Below are 25,499 nucleotides of genomic sequence, written 5' to 3'. Positions count from 1 at the left end.
GCCAAGCCGCTAAGTTTTTCACTGTTTTTAAGTTCCACCTTTCTGTTTTCTACTTTCTCGCTTTGGATTTCTAAAAATAGTATAGAGTCTCAAAATTTTTTTCTGTTTTTTCATTAAAACTTTGCGATTTTGCGACTCTGCGAGATTTTTACTTCCCCACAACTTTAGGACTTGATCCGTTTTTTTCTGCTTTTTTTGACCTTTATACCTTTGTTATTTTCGAAAAAAGAAATCCCTACTTCTACAAATCCTTTTTAATCTATAAAATTTAAGGCTCTTTTATTTATTCTGCCACAGATTTAAAGGATTAAAATGATTAATAATTTGTGACGTAGAAAAAATAGACACGAATTACACAAATTAATTCGCGGCAATTGGTGTAATTCGTGGCAAAAAGATCAAAGTAATTAAACAATCCGCGGGAATCCCTTTAATCTGTGGCAAAAAATAATTCGCGACAATTAGTGTAATTCGTGGCGAACGATTAAAAAACACAGAACACAAGTTTATCTTATTCTACAAATCCGTAAATTAACTCCTCTTTACCATTCGTTAATACCAAAACATTCCAATTTAAATTTTAACGCACTACTCTTGCTAATTGCTTTTCACAACGAAATAGCAGTAAAAAATTACAATAAATAAAAAAGAATGATTGCGACTTTTCAAAGACCTAAAGTACTTTCCTTACAGCAAATCCGAAAAAACCGTTGCTAATAATATAAATTAATATTTCACAAAAAAAGTAGCGAATAAATAAAAAATTATCCTTTATATTCGTAAAAAATTTACATAATGTTTTATTTAGTGTCAAAATCACGTTTTTAATTAATGAGTAAGACTTCTGCAAAAGGAATTTGGAAAGTAATTTCCGCCTCATCCATGGGAACCATGATAGAATGGTACGATTTCTATATTTTCGGAAGTTTGGCCGTTGTCTTATCGACCAAATTTTTCCCGGGCGATAATCCGACTGCTGCTTTTTTATCGACTTTGGCCACTTTTGCAGCCGGATTTGTGGTGCGCCCGTTTGGTGCTTTATTTTTTGGAAGACTTGGCGACATCATTGGTCGTAAATATACTTTTATGGCTACTTTATTATTAATGGGTGGTTCCACTTTCTTAATTGGATGTATTCCGAGTTATGAAACAATTGGTTTTTTAGCTCCTGTATTGGTGCTGATTCTTCGTTTACTGCAAGGACTTGCTCTTGGTGGTGAATATGGCGGAGCTGCTACTTATGTCGCTGAACATGCTCCTGAAGGACAGAAGGGATATTGGACCTCCTGGATTCAAACCACTGCTACTGTGGGCTTATTTATCTCATTGATGGTGATTTTGGTGACTAAAAATACGCTTTCGGCAGCTGCTTTTGATTCTTGGGGATGGCGTGTACCGTTTTGGATTTCTATTGTTATGGTTGGTGTCTCTTATTTGATACGAAAAAACATGGATGAATCTCCGGTTTTCGCAAAAGCAAAAAAAGAAGGTACTACCAGCAAAAATCCGCTTAAAGAAAGTTTCGGAAATCGCTATAACTTAAAATTTGTTTTGTTGGCCTTATTTGGCGCTACAATGGGACAAGGTGTTGTTTGGTACACGGGGCAGTTTTATGCGATGAGTTTTATGAAAACAGTGATGAATATAAATTCTTCACAAGTTGATAGTTTGTTGGGAATTGCGCTATTACTAGGAACTCCTTTTTTCATCTTCTTTGGATGGCTGAGCGACAAAATAGGACGTAAATATATCATGATGTCTGGTATGCTTCTGGCAATTTTGTTCTACAGACCTATTTACAGAACAATGTACACCACAACTGATGTGGAACACAAAACGGAAATCACAGCAAAAACGACACAAACGGTCGAGAATTCAAATAACGGAAGTTCTGTAACTACAACGACAAAAAATTACACGGACGGCACATCCGCGGTCGAGAAAACAACATATGCATCAAAAAAAGAAGCACAAAAAAATATTTCAATTACAATAAACTCAAGTGATAAATGGACTTTGGTTTTTCTGGTCTTTATTCAGGTGTTATTTGTTACCATGGTGTACGGGCCGATTGCGGCATTTTTAGTAGAAATGTTTCCAACTAAAATCAGATACACCTCGATGTCTCTGCCGTATCATGTCGGGAATGGAATTTTTGGAGGTTTACTTCCTGCTATTTCAACCTATTTTGTAACACATGCCAAAGAAGCGGGAAAACCTGACTTTTATCTTGACGGATTATGGTATCCGATCATTATTGCTTCGGTATGTTTTGTAATTGGAATGATTTATATCGATACTAAAAACCAAACCACTCACCTTTAAAATTTTAAAACATGAATGCGATTAAACAAATTTTGGGTGTTTTATGGGTTATCCTCGCGGCGGCGGCGGCTTATTTCTGCGTCTTTGAATTTGGTTTACCAAAACTACTTTCGGACAAACAGGATGATCTAGTTTTTGGCGTTATTATCCTTTTTATCCTTACGCCATTGATTGTCTTAGGTCTGGGTACTTTTGGCTATTTTTCTGTAATTGGAGAGTATAGCAAAAAGTAATAAATTATACTCCGTTGGGTGTAATTCGGAGGAATATGATTTAACACATAGGGATTTAGGATTGACAATTTAAAACGCTTCAAAAAAAATCGTATTTTTTATACAGAATCTTTTTAAGCAAAAACATCTTTCAGGCTTTGTTAACTATAGCTCTATGTGTTAAAAAAATACAGTCTGCCGGTAAATGAAAACGAAAAAGGCTGTCTCTTATCAGACAGCCCTTTTACCATACTAAAACTAACAAATCATTATTTTTTGATGAATTTCATCACTTGCACTTTGTTATTCTCATCACTTGCTTTAACCAAATACAATCCTGTTTTCAGATCACTTACTGTAAATTGAAAATCTGATTTTCCATTGGTAGCAAAACTTTTTACTAATTGTCCGGAAATCGAATAGATCTGAACTTTAGTTGTGGTTACATTTAAAGTAAAATAATCTGAAACCGGATTTGGGTACAGACTTACCGTGTTTCCTTTTTCAAAATCTTCGATTGCCAAACTTGCTTGTTTATTACCGTAAATTCGGTATTCTCCCGCCGGTAAACTGATCGGAGCAGCGGCATCGGCAACATTAATCGTTGTATTATCCATTAAGTTGTACCAGGTTCCTGTATATTGAAAACCGGTTGCGACGTTTTGTGTGGTAACGTCAAAATTGGCAATAATTAAAATGTCTTTTAATTGTGTTGAAGCCAAACTACTATTGGTGATTTTTATATTTACACTTAACGAATTTCCACCTGCAATTGTAGGTGTTCCCAGAAAAACAGGTTCCGTTGTTTTAAGCGTAATCATCTTTGCCCAATCGTTGTAAATTTTATCTCTGTTTGAATTCCCCAACCAGTTCTCTACCCACTGAGGTTGCGGTTTCGTATCTAATTTACAATCTCCCGGTATAGTTGGTGAGGAATCATTTACAGTGCCGTTGTTACACGTAAAAATTGATTCGTCCCAGCCTAGTTCTCCAAAATGCCAAATCATTTTTGGCCCCGGAACTAATAAAGAAACTGCTCCAATGGCTGACATTCTTGACAAAGCGGTATTCAATGTTTTTACATTATAAGTTCCATTTGAATTTCCGTATTGGATATTTTTATACATCAAACGTTCCTCATCATGACTTTCTGCGTATCCCATCAGGCGATTTGCCTGAAAACCGCGACTTGCACTTGTCATTCGTGATATATTACTGGTATATCCCATAGACAGTTCGTTGTACGGATCTGTCATTTTACCCCACATCATAATTCCTTTACTTGGTGTTTCAGCAATTCTGTAGTTCGCCCACTCTTTCTCTTCAGCATCTGTTCCCAAATGTTCAAAAATGGTATAATGTGTTGGATCAAGACTCCACGAATAATCAGCGTATTTTTTCAATACATCAACCCGATCCTGCTGGAATGCATTGGTACAAGATTCATCTGAAGCAGTACAGGCTTGTGTAAATCCTTTGGTTAAATCCCAACGGAAGCCGTCAATTTTATATTCTTCGATCCATTGTTTGATCACACGATCCACATAATATTGCGTTTTTAACGACTGATGGTTAAAATCTTCCCCTACACTATAACTGTGCTTGGCAACGGTATTAAAATAAGGATTCTCGGTAGTAGGAGATCCAAAACCATCTCCATCGGGATCATTCATCCACATTCTTACCATTGGATTTCTGCCGAATGCATGGTTTAAAGCGACATCCAGAATAACTGCAATTCCGTTTTGATGACAAACATCTATAAGCTCTTTTAATTTATCCGAAGTGCCATAAAATTTATCTAAAGCCATATGAAAAGAGGTATTATAACCCCAGCTCTCATTGCCTTCAAACTCCATTACAGGCATTAATTCAATGGCGTTTATTTTAAGATTTTTGAAATAATCTATTTTATCTATTAAATTCTGATAGTTTTTGTTGGCGTCAAAATCACGAACCAAAACTTCATAAACAACCAACTTCTCTTTTTCAGGTTTTGTAAAATTGGGCACCTGCCAAGGATAAGCCGTTTGCCCTGTTTTAAGTACGGTAACTTCAAATTGTTGTCCGGCAGGATAAACCGGCATATTTGGATAAGAAGCAGCAGGAATGTACGGATCATCAAAAGGAGACAATACTAAAGTAGAATAAGGGTCTGCTGTTTTTACCAATGAAGGTGAATTGGCCAGTGGCGTTGCATCCACCACCCAGTATTGATAGGTGTTATTTACTCCCGATACCAAACCTGTTAACTCTAACCAGAATTTACCCGAAGTCGGGTCTTTTTTCATGGCATAAGCTGCTGTTGGCTGCCAGTTATTAAAACTTCCGGCAACGTAAACAAAGTCTTTTAAAGGAGCATCTAAAACCAAGGTTGCTTTAGTAGCATCAGTCGTATTATAATTAATTCCGTCAATCAAGCCTGCCGGCATTGCCTGCGAGACTGTATTGGGATTTACTACTGCCGAGAACTTTTTTACAATTGTAGTCGTTCCTTGAGTAATACTTAATTCATAACTCTGATTGTTTGTAATACCAACATGAGAATACGAGTAATTTGCAGTACTTGCATTTGTATTGATAATTGCTCCGTTTGCTTTTAAGGTATAATTTGCGGCACCGTTTGTATTTGTAGCTGTAATATTAAAATTAGCTCCTGAGGTAATAATGGTCGTGCTGTTTTCAGTTGGCGCGGTTAGATTGGCCTGAAAAGAACCAACTTCGACCACAATATCCTGCGATTGTTTGTTTCCGCTTCCGTCTTTTGCTTTAACCAAAAATCCTATTCTGCCGATTCCGCTTCTGCCAAAATATACAGATGGTGTAAATGTTTTTGTGTATGTATCTGCTCCGGGATTGTAGGTAAACTTACTTGCTTCGTTTGATGCGGTCCAGGATCCGTTAGACGGAGAATCCATTTGACTGGTATCGTTTACATCATAAGACCATGACCAAAGATATAGCGCATTTCCGGTCACCGACCAGGTTCCTTCATTGATACTGGTTCCGTTAATCGTAATGGTAATCAGTGTAGTATCCTCAAAGGTTTGCGGATTTATTGAGTAGGTAACGGTTTGATTTTGAGCAAAAGCAGTTACTGCAATCAATAAAAATATTGATAGTAAAGTTTTTTTCATAATAGTTGTGGTTATTCGGTTAGTTAGTCAGATTAAAAAAGGGCTATCTAGCAGATAGCCCCTTTTTTAATTTGGGAAAGTTTTATCCCTGATTAGGAATCATCAAATAGCTTCCGTCTAAATCATTGAAATAAATTACATATTTAGATTTTGCTACCGGTATATTATCACCTGAACCTCCTCCTGAGAATGGAGTTGATCCTCCCCATGAAACATCCCATTTATTTTCAGCTCTAAATTTAAGACCTCCGTCATTTAAAGAAGTGATGCCTAAAGTCCAGATATGATCATTGAAAGAAGATTTTATCATAGGAGTTGAGTTATCCCAGCCTTTTGGCGTACTGTCTCCAATAATACCAACTGTTGAGTATGTTTTCGCTGCAGAAGCATCGTAAGCAACCAAGGTATATTTTAAAGTTTTCACATTCATAGTGAAAGTATAATACCCATCTGCTGCAATTGCAATACTGGCAGGATCTGCATCACCATCTGTTCCTCTGTAAACAAGAGTACCATTAGCGCCACCGTACATTGGTGCCCAGTTTCCTAAGTTTTTAATTGTTTTGAAATAACCTGCTTTAAAAAACCCTGTGAATTTATATTCATCAGCATTTTTAGGATTTCTGAATAAAATCTGATTTCCTTTATTGTTATCCCAACCTGATACGGTGGCATCCCCTACTAAATACCAATCGGTAAATTTATAGTCTACTTTTCCAACGTAAGGAGTTACACTAATTGTAATTAAACCTTTAGACACCTGAACAAATCCACCAGCCACATTTGATGCAATTTTCACATCATACATTGCAGTAACCTCCGGTTTTCCACCCAAATCAATTGCAGCCTGATTTAAATCCTTAACCAGTACTGAAGCCTCCTTAATACCATTAATGGTAGAGGCAAGTATTTTAGCTCCTTTAAAATCACCCCCTTTTTTGTCTATTAACAAAGTATATTTTACTGCTACCGCAGTAGAATATTCTGCCGCTGACCATGTAAATTTAGCAGCTTCTGCAGATGCTTTATCAACATCCAGGGCAAAATCCTGTCCTGTTGCCGGCGCGGTAATTTCCGGTGCCGTAACAGTATAAAGAACTTCTCTTTCGTCAACAGCATCAGCATTACATGACACTGCTAATACACCAATAAATGCGATTAAAATTTTATATATATTTTTCATTTTAAAATTTTATAAGATGTTAGTATCCTGGATTTTGCTTCAATGTTGGATTAGCCTGAATATTTCTTGCAGGGATCGGCATTAAGTCTCTGTATGATTCGGTAGATTGTCCACTCATAGAACCACCTTTCCATTGCCAGGTTTTAGATCCACCGCTAAATTTTCCGAAACGAATCAAATCAGTTCTTCTGTGACATTCCCAGAACAATTCTCTTCCTCTTTCATCCAAAATAAAATCAAGGGTTAAGTTCTGAGCAGAAATTGTCTGAGCATTTGCTCTTGTTCTTATTTTGTTGATATAACCTAAAGCAGTAGTAATATTTCCGGTACTAGCTCCTCTAAGAGTTGCTTCCGCATACATTAAATAAGCATCTGTTAATCTGAACATTGGAAAATCAATATCCGGGATATCATTTCTTTGTGCTGCAGAACCGTCTGCTTTTTTATTGATGTATTTGGTTACCGCATAACCATCCGTAAAAGTTCCAACATTAGCAATGTCTTTTGATTGACCATCTGTATAAAATGTACCTCTGTTGTCTCCCGTTGCAGTTTCGTCCGGGAAAAGATTTACAAACTCTCTACGAGTTCTGATTCCCTGCCATCCACCGTCCATTCCTCTGGAAGCAGCGTTCATACTACCTCCGATAGAAGCGTGCATAATGAAACTCATTCCTCCACCAGTCGCTCTAATCGCATTACCATCACCAATAATTGGGAAGATAAATTCAGCTTGAGCACCATTTGTATTATTATCTGCAGAGAATAAGTAACGATAAGGAACATCTGCAAAAGTATATGCTGAATTAATAACCTCACTACATAATGTCGCTGCTTCACTATTTCTGTCTACACCTGTATATACTTTAGAATTCAAATAAATCTGTGCCAATAAAAATTTAGCTGCAGTTTTATCTACTCTTCCATATTCATTTTGTTTTGAAGCTACTAAGCTATTATCTAAGTCTTTTAATTCAGACTCTACAAAAGCAAAAACTTCTGCTCTTGATTTTTGTACTGGATAAAAGAAACCAACAGGATCGTTTTCTGTAGTAATTGGCACATTTCCGAACAAATCCATTAAATTGTAATAAGAAAAAGCTCTTAAGAAACGGGCCTCAGCTCTAAATTTAGCGATATCTGCTTTTAAATTTGCATCAACACCTCTTGCTGTTAATTTATCATCTGTAGTTTGTCTTAGAAACTCATTGGCAACACTAATATGATAAAAAGCTCTTGAGAATGTTCCTTCCAAGAATTCATTGGCCGGAGACCAGGTTTGAGAATTCAGTGTTGGCAAAGTACCATCTGCCCAAGCAATAATTGCCTCATCTGTAGGAAACTCTTGTGTTACAAAAAGTAAACGTAAGTAACTACTAAAATCACCACCAAGCCCTGCAATATCAGGGTTTTTTCCAGGTATCGCTGCATCACCATCACCATCATTTCCTCCAACGTACAAACCCGCGTATAATTTAGCCAATACTTCTTTGTATGATTTGGGATCTTGAAAAAAGGTCTCCGATAGAAATTCATCATCATCCTTTGGCGTCACGTTTAAGTCGTCCGTACACGAGGTAAGTGTCATACTTATTCCTAAAACGAATAGGAAAAAATAAGATATATATTTAAATGATATTTTCATTTTGTTTGTTTTTAAATTTTTGATTTTCAATCTGCTATTAGAAATTGGCATTTACTCCAAATAAGAAAGTTCTTGCTCTCGGGTAAACATTATTATCAATTCCATTGAATTTCTCAGGATCTAAACCGTTGTATTTCGTAAGAATGAAAACATTTTGTACTCCCGCTGTAAATCTTAAAGAAGCTGCTTTGATTATTGTTTTATCAAAAGTATACCCAACCGTAACGTTATCCAATTTGATAAAAGAAGCATCTTTCAGGTAATAATCAGACAGGTAACGTGATGTTCCGTTATCTTCAAAAGTAAAACCAGTATTATAGTAATCTGAACTAACGTTAGACAAATCACTCTGTCTTCTTAATCCGGCATCAGAATAACCTAAATTAGAATTTACGTTATCAAAAATATGGTTTCCTAAACTTGCTCTCCAGTTCATTGTAAAATCAAACTTTTTGTAGTTTAAAGTAGAGAACAAACCAAAAGTATAATCCGGAGCTGCTTTACCAGCTCTGTAGCGGTCATTTACATCAATTTTCCCATCTCCGTTTCTGTCAGCATAAGCTCCTGCAATTGGTCTTTTGTTGCTGTCGTACAATTGTTGGTATAGAAAGAATGAATTTGGTGAAGACCCTACTGAATTAATTAAAATTTTATTTCCGTTTCCACCTGCTATATTGTCTCCAATTAAATACCCTTGAAAACCAGGAACTGTAATTCCTAAATCAGAAATTTTCTGATCAATATAAGTCGTATTAAAAGCTACATTCCAAGTTAAATTATCATTCTTAATGATATCTGACTCAATGCTAAACTCAACCCCTTTTGTTCTTACGCTACCAATGTTAAAGAATCCTTGGTTTCTTAAGTTTGCACCATCAGGAACTGCAATTTCTGCTAATAAATCACTTGATTTTTTGTCAAAATAGTTGATCGTTCCCGTAATTCTGTTGTTTAAGAATCCATAATCAACACCAACGTTAGCCTCTGCTAATTCTTCCCATTTTATATTTTCGTTATATCCTTCCGGTCTTGCCGTTGCATAAATCGTATTACCGAAAATATATTGTGAGTTAATTGTTCCAAGTGTTACCCTGCGTAAATAATCATATTGCGCTGAGATATCTTGCTGACCTGTAGTACCATATCCAACTCTTAATTTTAAAGTAGAAAGAGTTGCATTGTCTTTTAAGAAAGCTTCTTCAGATACATTCCATGCAAAAGCAGCTCCACCAAAATTACCCCATCTGTTGTCTTCAGAAAAACGGGAAGTTCCGTCTCTTCTGTAGTTTAACGTTAGTAAATATCTACTGTCATAGCCTAAATTCAAACGTCCAAAGTAAGACTGTAAGTTAACATCCGGGTCAGTAGCAACATCCGAATTAGGATTTGGTTGTCTAACTTCTCCTGAAGAATACTTTTCTTTTTGAAACAATTGGTAGTTATAACCTGCTGTCGCATCAATTTTAATTTTTCCTAAATCTTTAGTATAATTAAAATAAGCATTTAAGTTTTTGTTCTGAAGTGCATCTGTGTAGTGACTATAGTTTCCTAAATTCACATAAGCCGGATCAGTAAAAGGTTTTGGTTGATACCCCAAGACACTTTGAGTACTTACCTCCGTATATCCACTGCTGTCAAATTTATCAATACCTGCTTCTACCACAGCTCTTAAATCTTCAAAGAAATGGAATTTATAATCTAATCTGATGTTACCCCATTTTCTTGTTGAAGTTGCTCTTCTATTATCCTGATTCAATCTTGCTACAGGATTTCTTGCCGGTAATAAAGGTAAGTTTCCATCAGCATCTAACCATTCGAAGTAACCTCCGTAACGAGAGCCTGCTTCATAAACAGATTGTGTTGGATCAAATCCGATCGCGCTACCAATTACTCCACCTTCATCCTGAAATTGATTTTTACCGAATGATACATTTCCGCTAATATCAATTTTCAGGTGATTATCAAACAAAACAGGATTTAACGATATCGATGTCGTAGTTCTTTCAAAAGAAGTGTTTCTTAGGATTCCTGGATTATCAACATTTCCAACAGATAAACGTACCGGTAATTTATTAAATAAAGCACCACTTACAGAGATATTGTTGTTTGTTGTTAAAGCTGTATGAAAAATTTCTTTCTGCCAGTCTGTATTGGCAGTACCTAATAAAGCTTGTTGCTGCACAGAACCCTTTGTCATTACCAATTCACGGTACTGGTCTGCATTCATTACATCTACTGTATTGGCTACAGTATTGACACCAACCTGAGAACTGAAATTAACTTTCACCTTCCCTTTTGATCCTTTTTTAGTGGTGATTACGATTACACCATTTGCTGCTCTTGATCCGTAGATCGCAGCTGCAGAAGCATCTTTTAAAACTGTAAAAGACTCAATATCATTAGGATCTATAGTAGATAAAATACTTGTAGAACCACTTGGAACAGCATTACTTAAAGGCAATCCGTCTAATACAATTAATGGCTCGTTAGAAGCACTTAAAGAAGACCCTCCACGAATACGGATATCCGCTTTTGCGCCTGGTGCTCCTCCTCCGGTAACATTTACACCCGAAATACGACCGCTAATCAGACTTTCCGGAGTTACGTTGATTCCTTTGTTAAATTCTTTAGAAGAGATTTGTGATACAGAACCCGTCGCATCCTTTTTCTTAACAGTTCCATAACCTACTTGTACCACAACTTCCTTAAGTTGATTGGTATCTTCTTCAAGAGAAACTGTTAATGTTTTTTGTCCGTTAAAGGCTATCGTTGACGTCTTATATCCAATAAATGAAACCAGAATTTTGTCGCCGTTTTTTACATTAGACAGCTGAAATTTACCATCAAAATCTGTTGCTGCTCCGCCCGGAGCACCTTGTACATTTACGTTTACTCCCGGAATCGGCTGTCCTGTAGCCAGATCCTTTACAACTCCATTTAATGTGTTCTGAGCCAACACACTAAAAGGTAGTAAAAGGAATAAAAATAACAACTTTTTATAAATTGTTTTCATACTTTTTGTTTAAATTAGTTTTGAGTTTTTGATTGTTAGTTAAGTTTTTAATTTTACTTCGAATCTCAAAATTAGGAATTAATTAACATGCTCAACGAGTTACGATTTTCAGACCGCTACGAAAACGTGGTAGTGTTGAAAACTTTCTATTTTTTGTAATCTTTTAGGTCAAAAATTATCAATTATAAAAATATTAGATACCTTTATTAACAATTAGATTTTTCTCAAATTACTATATGAAACGCAAAATAACCCTGAAACAAATCGCAAAAGAACTCGATGTCTCCATCTCAACTGTTTCGAAATCACTGCGAAACAGCCTTGAAATTGGCGAAGAAACACGATCGAAAGTCCAGGCTTTTGCCAAGTTTTACAACTATAAACCCAACAATATTGCCCTTAGTTTAAAAAATCGGAAAACCAAAAGTATCGGTATTATCATTCCGGAAATTGTACATTATTTTTTCTCTACCGTGATCAATGGAATTGAGCAGGTAGCCAACGAAAATGGGTATAGTGTGGTCATCTGTTTATCGGATGATTCTTTTGATAAAGAGGTCTTAAACATGGAAATGCTGGCCAACGGAAGTATCGACGGTTTTATCATGTCACTCTCTAAAGAAACTCAGTTTAAAGGCGACTTTCATCACATTACCGAAGTCATCAATCAAGGTATGCCCGTTGTAATGTTTGACCGCGTTACCAACGACATTTTATGTGACAAAGTAATCATTGACGACAAGGCTGCCGCATACGAAGCAGTACAAAGTCTGATTGACAACGGTCGTAAAAAAATAGCCTTGGTTACTACTGTTGACTATGTGAGTGTTGGTAAATTAAGAACGGATGGCTACGAAAAAGCATTGTTAGACAACGGATTGCCTTTTAACGAAGACTTAATCATTAAAATTGAAGATGTAGATACTTGCGAAATCACCATTAGTCAACTTCTGCACGACAGAGCTTTTGATGCTGTTTTTGCTGTAAATGAACTTTTTGCCGTAACAATTATCAAAACAGCTCATAAAATGGGACTTAAAGTTCCCGAAGATCTTGCCGTAATTGCTTTTACCGATGGAATTATCTCCAAATATTCAACTCCAAGTATTACGACCGTAAGTCAAAGTGGTGAAAAAATGGGAAACAAAGCTGCTAAAATGCTTATAGAAAGACTGGAAGCCGAACATGATGATGACGAAGAAGAAGATGAAAACTACACCACAGAAGTCATCGAAACCCATCTTATAAAAAGAGAATCTACGGACTAAATTTATTAAAATCAACCCTTTCCAAAGTCATAAAAAATATTTATGACTTTTTTATTAGCATATATCTAAAAATAATTAATACTTTTACCTCCGCTCAAAGCTTTTACTTTTACTTCGAAAAAATAAGTAAGTTTTGATAAGCAAAGCGCTTATCGTCTAATTAATTCTTTAATTACGATAATGGAAAAGCGTAAATTAAGTTTCTGGGAAATTTGGAACATGAGTTTCGGTTTCTTAGGAATACAGTTTGGTTTTGCACTGCAAAACGCAAATACTTCTAGAATTTTTGAAACCCTTGGTGCTAAAATTGACGAAATTCCAATCTTATGGATTGCCGCTCCTGTTTCCGGTCTGATCATTCAACCTGTAATTGGATATTTTAGCGACAGAACATGGACCAAATTAGGCAGACGCCGTCCCTATTTTTTAATTGGTGCGATTCTATCCTCTGTGGCTTTATTCATTATGCCCAACTCTCCGACTTTATGGATTGCTGCCGGAACTTTATGGATCATGGATGCCTCGATCAACGTTTCTATGGAACCTTTTCGTGCCTTTGTTGGTGATAATTTACCGGAAAAACAACGCACTTTAGGTTTTGCGATGCAGAGTTTCTTTATCGGCACCGGAGCTGTTGTAGGTTCTGTTTTACCTTATCTTTTTACCAATGTTTTTGGCGTGAGCAATACCGCTGCGGAAGGGATTATTCCTGATTCTGTCAAATGGTCGTTTTACATTGGTGGAATCGTTTTTTTGCTTTCTGTTTTATGGACGGTTTTCAAAACAACAGAATACACTCCCGAAGAACTTCATGCTTTTGAAGAACAAGCTAAAAAAGACAAAGAAGAAATCATCAATCCGAGAACCGACTCTGATGATAACATAAAAAAACAGCTTACTTTGGGCGTACTGTTAGCGGTAGTTGGTACACTGACCTCTTTCCTGATCTTCGAAAATTCTTTAGCCAAAGAACTATACATTCTTTTTATCGGATTAATTTTCATGGGTGTTTTATTTATGATAGCCTCCCGATTAAGAACTTCGAAAGTCAACAATGGTTTTACGATTATAATGACCGATTTGCTGAACATGCCTGCTACAATGAAAAAATTAGCATGGGTACAGTTTTTCTCTTGGTTTGCCCTTTTCTCTATGTGGATCTATACCACACAAGCCGTTACACAACATATTTTTGGCACAACAGACACTACTTCAAAAGTATACAACGATGCTGCCGACTGGGTTTCTGTACTGTTTACTGTTTATAACGGAATCGCCGCCGCAGTTGCTTTCCTATTACCGGTTATTGCCAAAAAAGTAGGGATCAGAGCAACACATTTACTGGCATTATGTGCCGGAGGTGTTGGTTTAATTTCAATTTATTTCATAGGCGATAAACAACTGCTTATTCTGCCAATGTTGGGTATTGGAATAGCGTGGGCTAGTATTTTATCCATGCCTTATGCCATGCTATCGGGTGCTTTACCGGCAGCAAAAATGGGGTATTACATGGGGGTTTTCAACTTCTTCGTGGTAATTCCGCAAATTGTAGCGGCTACGATATTGGGATTTGTCATCAAACAATTCTTCCATAATGAACCTATTTACGCTTTAATCATCGGCGGAGTATCCATGATTTTTGCCGGCTTGCTCACGCTAAGGGTAAATAACAGAACTAAAATTGAAATTCATGAATAACAAAAAAGCATTCGTATTCGACCTTGACGGCGTGATCGTCGACACGGCCAAATATCATTTTTTAGCCTGGCAGAAAATCGCTCAGGCATTACATATAAATTTTACACACGAAGACAACGAGTTGCTTAAAGGCGTAAGTCGTGTTCGTTCTTTAGATATCATACTTGAATTAGGAAATGTTGAGGCTTCACAGGAAGACAAAGACAAATGGTTAATTCAAAAAAATGAAGATTACTTATCTTATTTAGTTGACATGGATGCCAGCGAAATTCTTCCGGGAGTTTTTAAAACATTACAGCTTTTAAAAGATAAAAACCAAGGAATTGCTTTGGGTTCAGCCAGTAAAAATGCAAGACCAATTTTAGAAAAAACAGGGATCCTCTCTTACTTCGATGTTATTGTTGACGGGAACGACGTTACCAATGCAAAACCCGATCCGGAAGTTTTCTTAAAAGCGGCGCAATTACTAAACATTGACCCAAAAAATGCCATTGTATTCGAAGATTCTGTTGCCGGAATTCAAGCCGCAAACAGAGCCGAAATGGTAAGTGTTGGAATTGGTGAGAAAACAGTTTTACACGAAGCCGATTATATTTTTAAAGATTTCACCGAAATCGACCAGAGCTTTATTGAGAAATTAATTAGTCAATGAGAGAATTGGTCAATTAGAAAATTAGATAATTTTTTAGAAACTCGAATTATCTAATTGGCAAATTGACACATTATCGAATTTTCACATTGGCACAATATCAAATTAAAAAAAACGTACAACAACCGCAATTCAAAAGATAACAAATTAGAAAAGTTAATTATCTCAATTGACACATTATCGAATTATCTCATTTTCTAATTGACGCATTATCAAATTATTGAATTGCCAAATTATCAAATTATCAAAATGAATCAAGATTATATAAAACCAGACAATTGGTCCATCATAGAAGAAGGATTTGATGCCGGCAGCGTAAAATCCTCAGAAAGCCTTTTTAGTATCGGAAACGGTGCTATGGGACAGCGTGCCAATTTTGAAGAAACCTATTCCGGTGAAACTTTTCAGGGAAGTTATATCGCAGGGATTTATTATCCGGACAAAACCAAAGTGGGTTGGTGGAAAAATGGATATCCAAAATACTTTGCAAAAGTTTTAAATGCACCCAATTGGATCGGAATCGACATTGAAATCAACGAAGAAAACCTGGACTTACACCATTGTACAGAGGTAAGAAACTTTCGCAGAGAACTGAACATGAAAGAAGGATGGTACAACCGTTCTTTTGAAGCGGTTCTGAAAAACGGAACTGAAATCGCTGTAAACGTTCGTCGTTTTCTTTCTTTAGATTTGGACGAAGCAGGAGTTATCAAATACGATATTACACCGCTGAACAAAGATGCCAAAATCGTTTACAAACCTTATATCGATGCCGGAGTAACTAATGAAGATGCGAACTGGGATGAAAAATTCTGGGAACCATTGGAGGTAAAAAAAGGCACCAATGAAGCTTTTGTAACGGCACAGACTTTTAAAACACATTTTAAAGTTACGACTTTCATGCACAATACGATTTTTGCAAACGGTGAAAATGTAAATATTTCGCCTTCAATAATCGACTCAACCGCAGATAAAGTGCAATATACCTATGGGACTATTATTGCAAAAGGACAGACTTCCTCTATTCAGAAAATTGGAGGGTATACGGTTTCTTTAAATCATGAAAACACTTTAACGGCTGCCGAAAAATGTATCAAAGCCGCTTTAAGTTTAGGATACAATACCTTGCTTCAAAATCAGAAAGAGGCTTGGAGTAAAATCTGGGAAATGTCAGATATTACGATCGATGGCGATGTCAAAGCACAACAAGGAATTCGCTTTAATATCTTTCAATTAAACCAAACTTATTTAGGGAAAGACAGTCGATTAAATATTGGACCAAAAGGTTTCACGGGCGAAAAATACGGTGGATCTACCTATTGGGATACCGAGGCATATTGCATTCCGTTTTACATGGCGACCAAAGACCAGCAGGTGGCCCGTAATTTATTGACCTATCGTTTCAATCAATTAGACAAAGCGATTGAAAATGCGAAAGACAATTTAGGCTTCAAAAATGGCGCTGCTCTTTACCCGATGGTGACTATGAATGGCGAAGAATGTCATAACGAATGGGAGATCACACACGAAGAAATTCACAGAAATGGTGCGATCGCTTTTGCTATTTTCAACTACTATCGTTACACCGGAGATTACTCTTATATTCCTGAAAAAGGATTAGAAGTCTTAATCGGAATTGCGCGTTTTTGGCACCAGAGAGCTTCTTTCTCTAAAGACAAAAACCAATATGTAATTTTGGGTGTTACAGGTCCAAATGAGTACGAAAACAACATCAACAATAATTTCTATACCAATTATATTGCAAAATGGTGTATTGATTATGCTGAAGAACAAATCAAAAAAGTAGCTATTGAATATCCTGCTGATCACAAACGCATCCTTGAAAAAGTAACGCTTTCTGCTGCTGAAATTCAGGAGTGGAAAAAAGTAGCGGACAATATGTACTTCCCGATTTCAGAAGAACTAGGGGTTTATTTACAGCAAGACGGCTTTTTGGACAAAGATTTAGTTCCTGTAAAAGATTTGGATCGTTCGCAAAGACCGATCAATCAAAAATGGTCTTGGGATCGTGTTTTACGTTCGCCTTACATTAAACAGGCAGATGTTTTACAGTGTTTCTACTTCTTTGAAAATCATTTCTCTAAAGAAGAATTAAAACGTAATTTTGAGTTTTACGAATCGTTTACCGTTCATGAAAGTTCGCTTTCGCCATGTGTACACTCGATTCAAGCAGCAGCTTTAGATAAAATGGATATGGCTTATACCTTTTATTTAAGAACTTCCCGTTTAGATCTGGATGATTATAATAAAGAAGTAGAGGAAGGTTGTCATATTACCTCAATGGCCGGAACATGGATGAGTATTGTAGAAGGTTTTGGTGGCATGCGTGTGATCAAAGACCAGCTTCATTTTTCACCAAAAATTCCAAAAGAATGGGACGGTTATTCCTTTAAAATAAACTTTAGAAATCGAATTGTGAAAGTCGCTGTAAATCATATTGAAACTATATTTACGGTAGATGGCGATCAGGATTTAACTATTATAGTGAATGACAAACCACTAACGATAAGCAAAATGGCTCAAATTAATTAAAGTCGAAAATTTTAAACTTAAAATCATGAAGAAATTATTTCTTGCAAGTTTCCTACTGTTTGCATTTAGCACAGTAGCCCAAGCGCAACAATTAAAATCACCTGAAGGAAAATTTGTAATGGAATTTTCGCTTCAAAATGACGGAACGCCAACTTATAATTTAAAGTACAAAAATAAAGAAGTTGTAAAAACCAGTAAACTTGGACTTGAACTGAAAGGGGACCAAAAATCTTTACTGAACGATTTTACAATTGCGGATTCCAAAGCAACCACTTTTGACGAAAACTGGAAACCGGTTTGGGGAGAAGTAGATCAGATTAGAAATCATTACAATGAATTGGCTGTTACTTTAAATCAAAAAGGAACAGACCGTCAAATTGTGATTCGTTTCCGTTTATTTGATGATGGTTTAGGATTCCGTTATGAATTCCCAACGCAAAAAAATCTTACTTACTTTATCATTAAAGAAGAGAGAACTCAATTTGCAATGGCGGGAGACCACACTGCTTTTTGGATTCCGGGAGATTACGATACTCAGGAATACGATTACACCAAATCGAAATTGTCTGAAATCAGAGGTCTTTCTGAAAAAGCCTATACCGCAAATGTTTCGCAAAAATCATTTTCGCCAACTGGTGTACAAACTTCATTGATGCTAAAAACAAATGATGGAATCTACATCAATTTGCACGAAGCAGCTTTGATTAATTATTCGTGTATGCATTTGAATCTGGATGATAAAAACATGATTTTCGAATCTTGGTTAACCCCGGATGCAAAAGGCGATAAAGGCTATATGCAAGCACCAAGTCATTCGCCTTGGAGAACGATTATGGTAAGCGATGATGCGAGAGAAATCTTAGCTTCAAAAATGACTTTGAACCTAAATGATCCTTCCAAAATTGATGATACTTCATGGATTAAACCCGTAAAATATATCGGAGTTTGGTGGGAAATGATTACAGGTAAAAGTTCTTGGTCGTACACCAACGACTTCCCAACGGTACAATTGGGTGTTTCTGATTTTTCAAAAGCAAAACCAAACGGTACACATGGAGCGACTAATGCCAACGTAAAAAAATACATTGATTTTGCTGCTAAAAATGGTTTCGACGCTGTTTTGGTTGAAGGTTGGAATGAAGGCTGGGAAGACTGGTTTGGTCATTCTAAAGATTATGTTTTTGACTTTGTAACGCCTTACCCGGATTTTGATGTGAAAGGTTTACACGAATATGCCAAATCTAAAGGGGTGAAAATTATCATGCACCATGAGACTTCAGGTTCTGTTCGTAACTACGAGCGCCATATGGACAAAGCGTATCAATTCATGAAAGACAACGGTTACGATGCTGTAAAAAGCGGTTACGTTGGAGATATTTTACCACGTGGCGAAAACCATTACGATCAATGGATTGTCAACCACTATCAATATGCTATCGAAAAAGCAGCTGATTATAAAATTATGGTCAATGCACACGAAGCAGTTCGTCCAACCGGAATTTGCAGAACTTACCCGAACTTAATTGGAAACGAAGCCGCAAGAGGAACAGAATACCAAGCTTTTGGAGGTTCTAAACCCAATCACGTTACTGTTTTACCTTTTACACGTTTAATTGGTGGTCCAATGGATTACACGCCGGGAATCTTCGAAATGGATATCAGTAAAATGAATCCGGACAACAAATCTCATGTAAACAGCACCATCGCGAATCAATTGGCTTTGTATATTACCATGTACAGCCCGTTGCAAATGGCAGCAGATACTCCGGAAAACTATGATCGTTTCCCGGACGCTTTCCAATTCATCAAAGATGTTGCTGTAGATTGGTCTGAAAGTAAATATATTGAGGCTGAACCGGGAGATTTTATTACCGTTGCCCGTAAAGCAAAAGGAACAAACAACTGGTTCGTTGGAAATGTAAACGGTGAAACGTCTCGTACATCCAACATTGATTTCAGCTTCCTTGAAAAAGGTAAAAAATATACCGCTACAATTTATGCTGATGCAAAAGACGCACATTACAAAACAAACCCGCAAGCTTACACGATCAAAAAAATTAGTGTAACAAGCAAATCAAAATTATCGCAGTTGTCTGCTCCCGGTGGAGGTTATGCCATTAGCATTATCGAAACTAAATAATTTCTAAAGACAAGTGATTTCCCCCAGAATTACTTGTCTTTTTTTTTAGAATCCCTTTTCTGTCACATCTAATTTTGTCACATCGAGCGAAGTCGAGATGCAGCAATAGTTCTCGACTTCGCTCAAATGGACAAAACAAAAAAACTTATAAATTATGAGCATTAAAAAAATAAACCAATCGATCCATAGAATAACGCTACTTGTTCTCTTATTCTCTGCTTCCGCGAAAGCGCAAATTCAAAAAGTAGAACCGCCTTTTTGGTACGCAGGAATGAAAAATCCGGAACTACAGATTATGTTCTACGGCAAAAATATTGCACAATACGAAGCTTCCGTTTCAAACAATGTTGTCATTAAAAATGTAGAAAAAACAGAAAACCCGAACTACGTTTTCCTTACCATCGACACACAAAACCTCAAAGCTTCTGAATTGTTTTTTTCTTTTAAAATGAAAAACAAAGTCGCTTTCACCCAAAAATATTCCCTTAAAGAAAGAAGAGCCAATTCGGCCGACAGAAAAAGCTACGATGCCTCTGACATGATCTACCTAATCATGCCGGATCGTTTTGCCAACGGAAATCCTAAAAACGACAGCAATGCTTCTTTAACGGATAAAGAGAACCGCAAAGATCCAAGTGGACGTCACGGTGGAGATATCGAAGGAATCATCAAAAACTTAGATTACATCGCTGCTCTGGGTGCAACTACAATCTGGAACACCCCTTTAAACGAAGACAATGACAAACAACATTCGTATCATACCTACGCTCAATCTGATGTTTACAAAATAGATCCGCGTTACGGGACCAATGAAGATTACGTTCGTTTAGCTGCCGAAATGCATAAAAAAAACATGAAACTGGTGATGGATTATGTAACCAATCACTGGGGAATTACTCACTGGATGATGCAGGATTTACCAACAAAATCATGGTTCAACAGAATCGATAATTATGCACAAACGCACCACCGCCGTGAAGTAATCACCGACATTCATGCTTCGAAAACGGACAAAGAAATCTGTCTTGACGGATGGTTTGTTCCTTCCATGCCGGATTTGAATTTAAGAAATCCATTAGTAGCAAAATACCTGACTCAAAATGCCATTTGGTGGATTGAATACGCCAATCTGGACGGATTCAGAGTAGATACTTACAATTATTCTGATCCAACGGCTATGGCAAATTGGGCAAAATCGGTTACCGATGAATATCCAAACTTTAATATTGTGGGCGAAATCTGGATGCACAATCAGGCGCAATTGGCCTATTGGCAAAAAGACAGTAAAATTGGGGCTATTCAAAACTACAATTCGAATTTACCAAGTGTAATGGATTTTACGTTACAGGATCAGATTGGTTCGGCTTTTAATGAAGATGAAGCAACCTGGGACAATGGAATGATCAAATTCTACAACAATTTTGCTTTAGATTACCTGTACCCAAACCCGAATAACATTTTGGTTTTCGCCGAAAACCACGACACCAACCGTATCAATGATGGTTACAAATATGATGTGGCAAAATACAAATTGGTCATGACACTACTGGCTACCGTTCGTGGAATTCCGCAATTGTATTACGGTTCAGAAATCGGAATGGGCGGTGACAAAAGCAAGGGTGACGGTGGCATACGCCAAGATTTCCCGGGTGGATGGATTGGTGACAAAAACAATGCTTTTACCAAAGAAGGAAGAACAGAGCTGCAGGCACAATATTTCGATTTTACCTCTAAATTATTCAACTGGAGAAAATCGAATGAGGCCGTTCATTTCGGAAAAATGACCCATTATATTCCGGAGAATAATATCTATGTTTACTTTAGATATACAGCTACTAAAACGGTAATGGTTGTTTTTAATAACAATGCGAAACCACAGACTATTAAAACCGATCGTTTTAAAGAAAACATCAAAAACTATAAGTCCGGAAAAGATGTTATTACCGAAAAAACATTTGATTTAACTTCTGAAATTACTTTAGAGCCTAAATCGGCTGTTGTTTTAGAGTTGAACTAGGAAAAATTAACTGCAAGGGGCGCAAAGAAAAAAAACTTTGCGCCCCTTGTCTTTACTTTGCGATTAAAAAATTAGACATAAGGTTCGCAAAGATTTTCTTTTGCACGCAGATTTAGCAGATTAGGCTGATCTTATTTACTCTTTATAAAAAATCTGCTAAATCTGCGTGCAAAAAAATTAGGTATAAAATTAAAAGAGAACCGTCGTAATGCTATAATTAAACTTTGCGAACCTTATGTCTAATTTTTTACTTTACACAAAGATTACGAACTCAAAAATCACGAACTTTGCGGTTAAACTAAAAAAGATGCTAAAAATAGCCCATCGCGGTGCCAAAGGCTACGAACCCGAAAACACTTTAAAAGCATTTCAGAAAGCATTAGACCTAAAGGCAGACGGAGTTGAACTCGACGTTCACCTCAGCCTTGATGGCCATTTAATAGTCATGCATGACGAAACCATCGACAAAATGACCAACGGGAAAGGTTTTGTAAACACCCTATCTTTATCCGAATTAAAGTCTTTTTTGATCGCTGACCAATACGAAATTCCAACCTTAAACGAGGTTTTTGATCTGATCGACAAAAAATGTCTGATCAATATCGAATTAAAAAATGCGGATACATCGGCTAAAGTGGTCGCTTTAATTCACCAATACATTTCTGAAAAAAACTGGAATTACGAACACTTTATTGTTTCGAGTTTTGATTGGAATGCCTTACAGGAAGTGCATCATTTAGATTCAAAAATCCTTATTGGAGTACTAACCGAAACAGCTCTTGATACCGCTTTGACTTTCGCCGAATCCATAAAAGCATGCGCCATTCATCCGGATTACCAGCTGCTAAATCAGGAAAACACCCAACAAATACAAGAAAAAGGTTTTTGGGTTTTACCGTGGACAGTTAATGAGGCAAAGGACATTCAAAAAATAAAAAGTTACCATGTAGACGGAATCATCAGCGATTTCCCGGATAAAATATAATGCTTTAATTTAGCCACAGATTAAAAGGATTGGAAGGATTTCAAAATCTGTGTTAATCCTTTTAATCTGTGGCAAAAAAAGAACCCACAAAATCAAAAATTCGTGCTAATTCGAGCAATTCGTGGCAAAAATAATAATATGATCAAAAATTTCGACATAATAATCGTTGGCGGAGGTGCAGCAGGATTTTTTACCGCTATTAATATCGCAGAGAAAAACCCAAAACTAAAAATTGCTATTTTAGAAAGAGGAAAAGAAGTACTCTCTAAAGTTCGCGTTTCCGGTGGCGGAAGATGCAATGTGACGCACGCTTGTTTTGAACCGAATGAGTTAGTTAAATTTTACCCGCGTGGTGAAAAAGAACTACGTGGCCCTTTTCATCAATTTTGCTCGGGAGATACCATTGAATGGTTCGAAAAACATGGAGTAGAATTAAAAATCGAAGACGATGGCAGGATGTTTCCCGTTTCAAATTCTTCGCAAACTATTATCGATTGTTTCTTAAAAGCAACCGAAAAATTAGGCATAAAAGTATTAATTGGTCAGAGCGTACAATCCATCTTTAAAAGTGAAAAGCATTGGAAAATTGATACACAGAATGAAAATTACGCAGCAGAAAAATTAATTCTTGCCACCGGTAGCAATCCAAAAATATGGGAAATGTTGCAAACACAAGGTCACGCGATCGTGAGTCCGGTACCTTCCCTATTTACTTTTAATATTAAAGATTCCCGTATCAAAGAATTACCCGGAGTTGCAGCTAAGGTAACTGTAACCGTAAAAGATACCAAACTCGAATCAACGGGTCCTTTGTTAATTACCCATTGGGGAATGAGCGGTCCTGCAATCCTGAAACTTTCCGCTTGGGGAGCAAGAACTTTGTTCGATAAAAATTATCAGTTCACCATTTTTGTCAATTGGCTTAATGATGTGGACACTGAAGATGCGGAAAAAATACTAAAAGACTTAAAACAAGAGCACGCTAAAAAAGCCGTTTCTAAAAAATCACCCTTCGATTTTCCAAATCGTTTATGGGAAAGTTTCGTTTTAGCCTCAGCAATTGACGCGGAAACCAAATGGGCGGATTTGTCTAAAATTCAATTGCAAAATTTAGCTTCACAACTTACCAAAGCAAAATTTCAAGTCAACGGAAAAAGCACTTTTAAAGAAGAGTTTGTAACTGCGGGTGGAATTGATTTAAAAGAAATCAACTTTAAAACTATGGAAAGTAAGTTACATCAGAACCTTTATTTTGCCGGAGAGATCGTAAATATCGATGCTATTACGGGTGGATTTAACTTTCAGAATGCCTGGACGAGCGGATTTATTTTAGCCAACAGTATTTAGTTTTAGAGCTATGGAATCCTCCTTAAAAGAACAAATTCTTTCGATTGCTTCCTTTACAGAAAAGGAAATAGAAAAGATTCTTTCTTGTTTTGAATATGAAAAATTTGATGCTAAAACATATCTCTCTTCTATTGGAAAAATCAGCAACAGAATTTTCTTCATTAGTAACGGATTAGCCCGTACCTATTATTTAAAAGACGGAAAAGAGATCACTACTTATTTAAGCTGCGATAATGGTTTTATTTCTTCTTACTCCAGTTTCATCAACCAGACTCCGTCTTACGAGAATATTCATTGCCTTGAAGAATGTGAGGTTCTTTCTATAAATTATGAAAGAATGCAGGATTTATATGCTGCAATTCCAAATTGGGAACGTGTTGGTAGAATTCTCGCGGAGCAAAACTATCTCTGTATGGCCGATCGAATACTAAAACTTCAAATGATTCCTGCAAAAGAGAAATACCTGACTTTTCTTGAAACCGCTCACCCCAAAATCATTCAAAGAACGCCTTTGATTCATGTGGCTTCTTTTTTAGGAATCACTGCGGAATCTTTAAGCCGGATCAGACAAAGCATTTCTTAACATTTGTCAAGAGAATTTAAGGGCTGAATTCAAATCTTTGCTTCTATAAAATTTGAAAAGATGAAGACTATAGCCAAAGACGTTTACCAGATTCCCCTATTTCCACGAAATGCGATTAATTGTTATCTGATAGGAGACGTTCTTGTTGATGCCGGAATTAAAAGCTCTGCCGGAATTATTTTAAATGCTTTAAAAAACCACACGGTAACCAAACATGTACTGACGCATGCCCATGCCGACCATCAGGGAAGTAGTAAAACGATTTGTGAAACTTTAGACATTCCACTTTGGTGCAGCGAATTAGAAAAAACAGCCGCAGAAAACGGAAATGTTACTTTCGAATATCCAAATCCCACACATTTGATTCCAAAATTTCAACAAAAATTCTGGGCGGGAGAAGGGCATTCCATATCGCAAACCTTAAAAGAAGGAGATGTTATAGCCGGATTTACAGTAATTGAAACTCCGGGGCATTCTAGCGGACATCTTTCTTTTTTCAGAGAAAAAGATGGTCTGCTCATTGTTGGTGATGTTTTAACGAATATGAATTTATTAACCACAATAGTTGGGTTACATGAGCCTCTCGGTTTATTTACGACTGATCAAGAACTAAACAGAAAGTCTATTCTAAAATTAGCCGCTTTAAAACCTAAAACACTCTGTTTTGGTCATGGACCGGTTTTAATAAATAATGGAGAACTAGAAAAGTTTACAGAAAAAATATTCCTTTAAATTTATGAAACC

At 36.6% G+C, this 25,499-nt stretch carries 16 protein-coding genes; 12 read left to right on the top strand and 4 right to left on the bottom strand.

Annotated elements, in window-relative coordinates; genetic code table 11:
* The first annotated feature begins 831 nt into the window (after nucleotides 1-831).
* Nucleotides 832-2,325 carry an MFS transporter gene (locus AB674_RS14760; RefSeq protein WP_047777814.1) on the top strand — a complete coding sequence of 498 codons (1,494 nt, stop codon included), beginning with the start codon at nucleotides 832-834 and terminating at the stop codon, nucleotides 2,323-2,325.
* An 11-nt stretch (nucleotides 2,326-2,336) separates the two neighbouring features.
* Complete coding sequence (locus AB674_RS14755; RefSeq protein ID WP_047777813.1) at nucleotides 2,337-2,558, top strand: DUF6814 family protein; 222 nt, start codon at nucleotides 2,337-2,339, stop codon at nucleotides 2,556-2,558.
* 248 nt (nucleotides 2,559-2,806) lie between these two features.
* On the opposite strand, the gene AB674_RS14750 is transcribed toward AB674_RS14755, so the two are convergent.
* From AB674_RS14750 to AB674_RS14735, 4 genes are all read right to left on the bottom strand, one after another.
* Complete coding sequence (locus AB674_RS14750) at nucleotides 2,807-5,674, bottom strand: alpha-amylase family glycosyl hydrolase (protein WP_047777811.1); 2,868 nt, start codon at nucleotides 5,672-5,674, stop codon at nucleotides 2,807-2,809.
* A gap of 82 nt (nucleotides 5,675-5,756) precedes the next feature.
* The gene (locus AB674_RS14745) at nucleotides 5,757-6,857 is read right to left on the bottom strand and encodes a SusE domain-containing protein (RefSeq protein WP_047777809.1); all 1,101 of its coding nucleotides are present in this window, start codon (nucleotides 6,855-6,857) and stop codon (nucleotides 5,757-5,759) included.
* Nucleotides 6,858-6,876: 19 nt separating this feature from the next.
* A complete protein-coding gene (locus tag AB674_RS14740) occupies nucleotides 6,877-8,502 on the bottom strand; it encodes a RagB/SusD family nutrient uptake outer membrane protein (protein ID WP_047777836.1) in 1,626 nt (541 codons plus the stop codon).
* Between the two features lie 37 nt (nucleotides 8,503-8,539).
* Complete coding sequence (locus AB674_RS14735; RefSeq protein ID WP_047777807.1) at nucleotides 8,540-11,515, bottom strand: SusC/RagA family TonB-linked outer membrane protein; 2,976 nt, start codon at nucleotides 11,513-11,515, stop codon at nucleotides 8,540-8,542.
* A 236-nt stretch (nucleotides 11,516-11,751) separates the two neighbouring features.
* On the opposite strand from AB674_RS14735, the gene AB674_RS14730 reads away from it, so the two are divergent.
* From AB674_RS14730 to AB674_RS14685, 10 genes are all read left to right on the top strand, one after another.
* Nucleotides 11,752-12,783 carry a LacI family DNA-binding transcriptional regulator gene (locus AB674_RS14730; RefSeq protein WP_047777805.1) on the top strand — a complete coding sequence of 344 codons (1,032 nt, stop codon included), beginning with the start codon at nucleotides 11,752-11,754 and terminating at the stop codon, nucleotides 12,781-12,783.
* Between the two features lie 180 nt (nucleotides 12,784-12,963).
* Entirely contained in the window at nucleotides 12,964-14,481 is a 1,518-nt protein-coding gene (locus tag AB674_RS14725; RefSeq protein ID WP_047777803.1) for an MFS transporter, read from the top strand.
* A complete protein-coding gene (gene pgmB, locus AB674_RS14720; protein ID WP_047777801.1) occupies nucleotides 14,474-15,133 on the top strand; it encodes a beta-phosphoglucomutase in 660 nt (219 codons plus the stop codon). Before AB674_RS14725 ends, pgmB begins: the two co-directional genes overlap by 8 nt.
* A gap of 246 nt (nucleotides 15,134-15,379) precedes the next feature.
* Nucleotides 15,380-17,683 (top strand): glycoside hydrolase family 65 protein, encoded by a 2,304-nt coding sequence (locus AB674_RS14715; protein ID WP_047777834.1) that lies wholly within the window; start codon nucleotides 15,380-15,382, stop codon nucleotides 17,681-17,683.
* A gap of 25 nt (nucleotides 17,684-17,708) precedes the next feature.
* On the top strand, nucleotides 17,709-19,823 hold the full coding sequence (locus tag AB674_RS14710; protein WP_047777800.1) for a glycoside hydrolase family 97 protein: 2,115 nt from the start codon (nucleotides 17,709-17,711) through the stop codon (nucleotides 19,821-19,823).
* A gap of 154 nt (nucleotides 19,824-19,977) precedes the next feature.
* A complete protein-coding gene (locus AB674_RS14705; RefSeq protein ID WP_047777798.1) occupies nucleotides 19,978-21,840 on the top strand; it encodes a glycoside hydrolase family 13 protein in 1,863 nt (620 codons plus the stop codon).
* Between the two features lie 307 nt (nucleotides 21,841-22,147).
* Nucleotides 22,148-22,825, top strand: coding sequence for a glycerophosphodiester phosphodiesterase (locus AB674_RS14700; RefSeq protein WP_053004284.1), 678 nt, complete (start codon nucleotides 22,148-22,150; stop codon nucleotides 22,823-22,825).
* Between the two features lie 138 nt (nucleotides 22,826-22,963).
* Nucleotides 22,964-24,172, top strand: a complete 1,209-nt coding sequence (locus AB674_RS14695) for an NAD(P)/FAD-dependent oxidoreductase (protein WP_047777794.1) — start codon at nucleotides 22,964-22,966, stop codon at nucleotides 24,170-24,172.
* A 10-nt stretch (nucleotides 24,173-24,182) separates the two neighbouring features.
* Nucleotides 24,183-24,755: a Crp/Fnr family transcriptional regulator gene (locus AB674_RS14690; RefSeq protein ID WP_047777792.1), complete on the top strand. Its 573-nt coding sequence runs from the start codon at nucleotides 24,183-24,185 to the stop codon at nucleotides 24,753-24,755.
* A 60-nt stretch (nucleotides 24,756-24,815) separates the two neighbouring features.
* Nucleotides 24,816-25,487, top strand: a complete 672-nt coding sequence (locus AB674_RS14685) for an MBL fold metallo-hydrolase (RefSeq protein ID WP_047777790.1) — start codon at nucleotides 24,816-24,818, stop codon at nucleotides 25,485-25,487.
* Nucleotides 25,488-25,499: the final 12 nt, after the last annotated feature.

The organism is Flavobacterium sp. ABG (assembly GCF_001027725.1).
Lineage (GTDB): Bacteria > Bacteroidota > Bacteroidia > Flavobacteriales > Flavobacteriaceae > Flavobacterium > Flavobacterium cupriresistens.
Note: the sequence above shows the minus strand (reverse complement) of the source record. Positions and strands in the feature narration are given on the sequence as shown.

Excerpts from the sequence above, each read along its gene's own strand:
- AB674_RS14705 (WP_047777798.1), top strand. The coding sequence starts at position 19,978 with ATGAGCATTAAAAAAATAAACCAATCGATCCATAGAATAACGCTACTT.
- AB674_RS14760 (WP_047777814.1), top strand. The coding sequence starts at position 832 with ATGAGTAAGACTTCTGCAAAAGGAATTTGGAAAGTAATTTCCGCCTCA.
- AB674_RS14740 (WP_047777836.1), bottom strand. The coding sequence starts at position 8,502 with ATGAAAATATCATTTAAATATATATCTTATTTTTTCCTATTCGTTTTA.
- AB674_RS14685 (WP_047777790.1), top strand. The coding sequence starts at position 24,816 with ATGAAGACTATAGCCAAAGACGTTTACCAGATTCCCCTATTTCCACGA.
- AB674_RS14725 (WP_047777803.1), top strand. The coding sequence starts at position 12,964 with ATGGAAAAGCGTAAATTAAGTTTCTGGGAAATTTGGAACATGAGTTTC.
- AB674_RS14745 (WP_047777809.1), bottom strand. The coding sequence starts at position 6,857 with ATGAAAAATATATATAAAATTTTAATCGCATTTATTGGTGTATTAGCA.
- AB674_RS14735 (WP_047777807.1), bottom strand. The coding sequence starts at position 11,515 with ATGAAAACAATTTATAAAAAGTTGTTATTTTTATTCCTTTTACTACCT.
- AB674_RS14695 (WP_047777794.1), top strand. The coding sequence starts at position 22,964 with ATGATCAAAAATTTCGACATAATAATCGTTGGCGGAGGTGCAGCAGGA.
- AB674_RS14715 (WP_047777834.1), top strand. The coding sequence starts at position 15,380 with ATGAATCAAGATTATATAAAACCAGACAATTGGTCCATCATAGAAGAA.
- AB674_RS14730 (WP_047777805.1), top strand. The coding sequence starts at position 11,752 with ATGAAACGCAAAATAACCCTGAAACAAATCGCAAAAGAACTCGATGTC.
- AB674_RS14755 (WP_047777813.1), top strand. The coding sequence starts at position 2,337 with ATGAATGCGATTAAACAAATTTTGGGTGTTTTATGGGTTATCCTCGCG.
- AB674_RS14710 (WP_047777800.1), top strand. The coding sequence starts at position 17,709 with ATGAAGAAATTATTTCTTGCAAGTTTCCTACTGTTTGCATTTAGCACA.
- AB674_RS14690 (WP_047777792.1), top strand. The coding sequence starts at position 24,183 with ATGGAATCCTCCTTAAAAGAACAAATTCTTTCGATTGCTTCCTTTACA.
- AB674_RS14700 (WP_053004284.1), top strand. The coding sequence starts at position 22,148 with ATGCTAAAAATAGCCCATCGCGGTGCCAAAGGCTACGAACCCGAAAAC.
- AB674_RS14750 (WP_047777811.1), bottom strand. The coding sequence starts at position 5,674 with ATGAAAAAAACTTTACTATCAATATTTTTATTGATTGCAGTAACTGCT.
- pgmB (WP_047777801.1), top strand. The coding sequence starts at position 14,474 with ATGAATAACAAAAAAGCATTCGTATTCGACCTTGACGGCGTGATCGTC.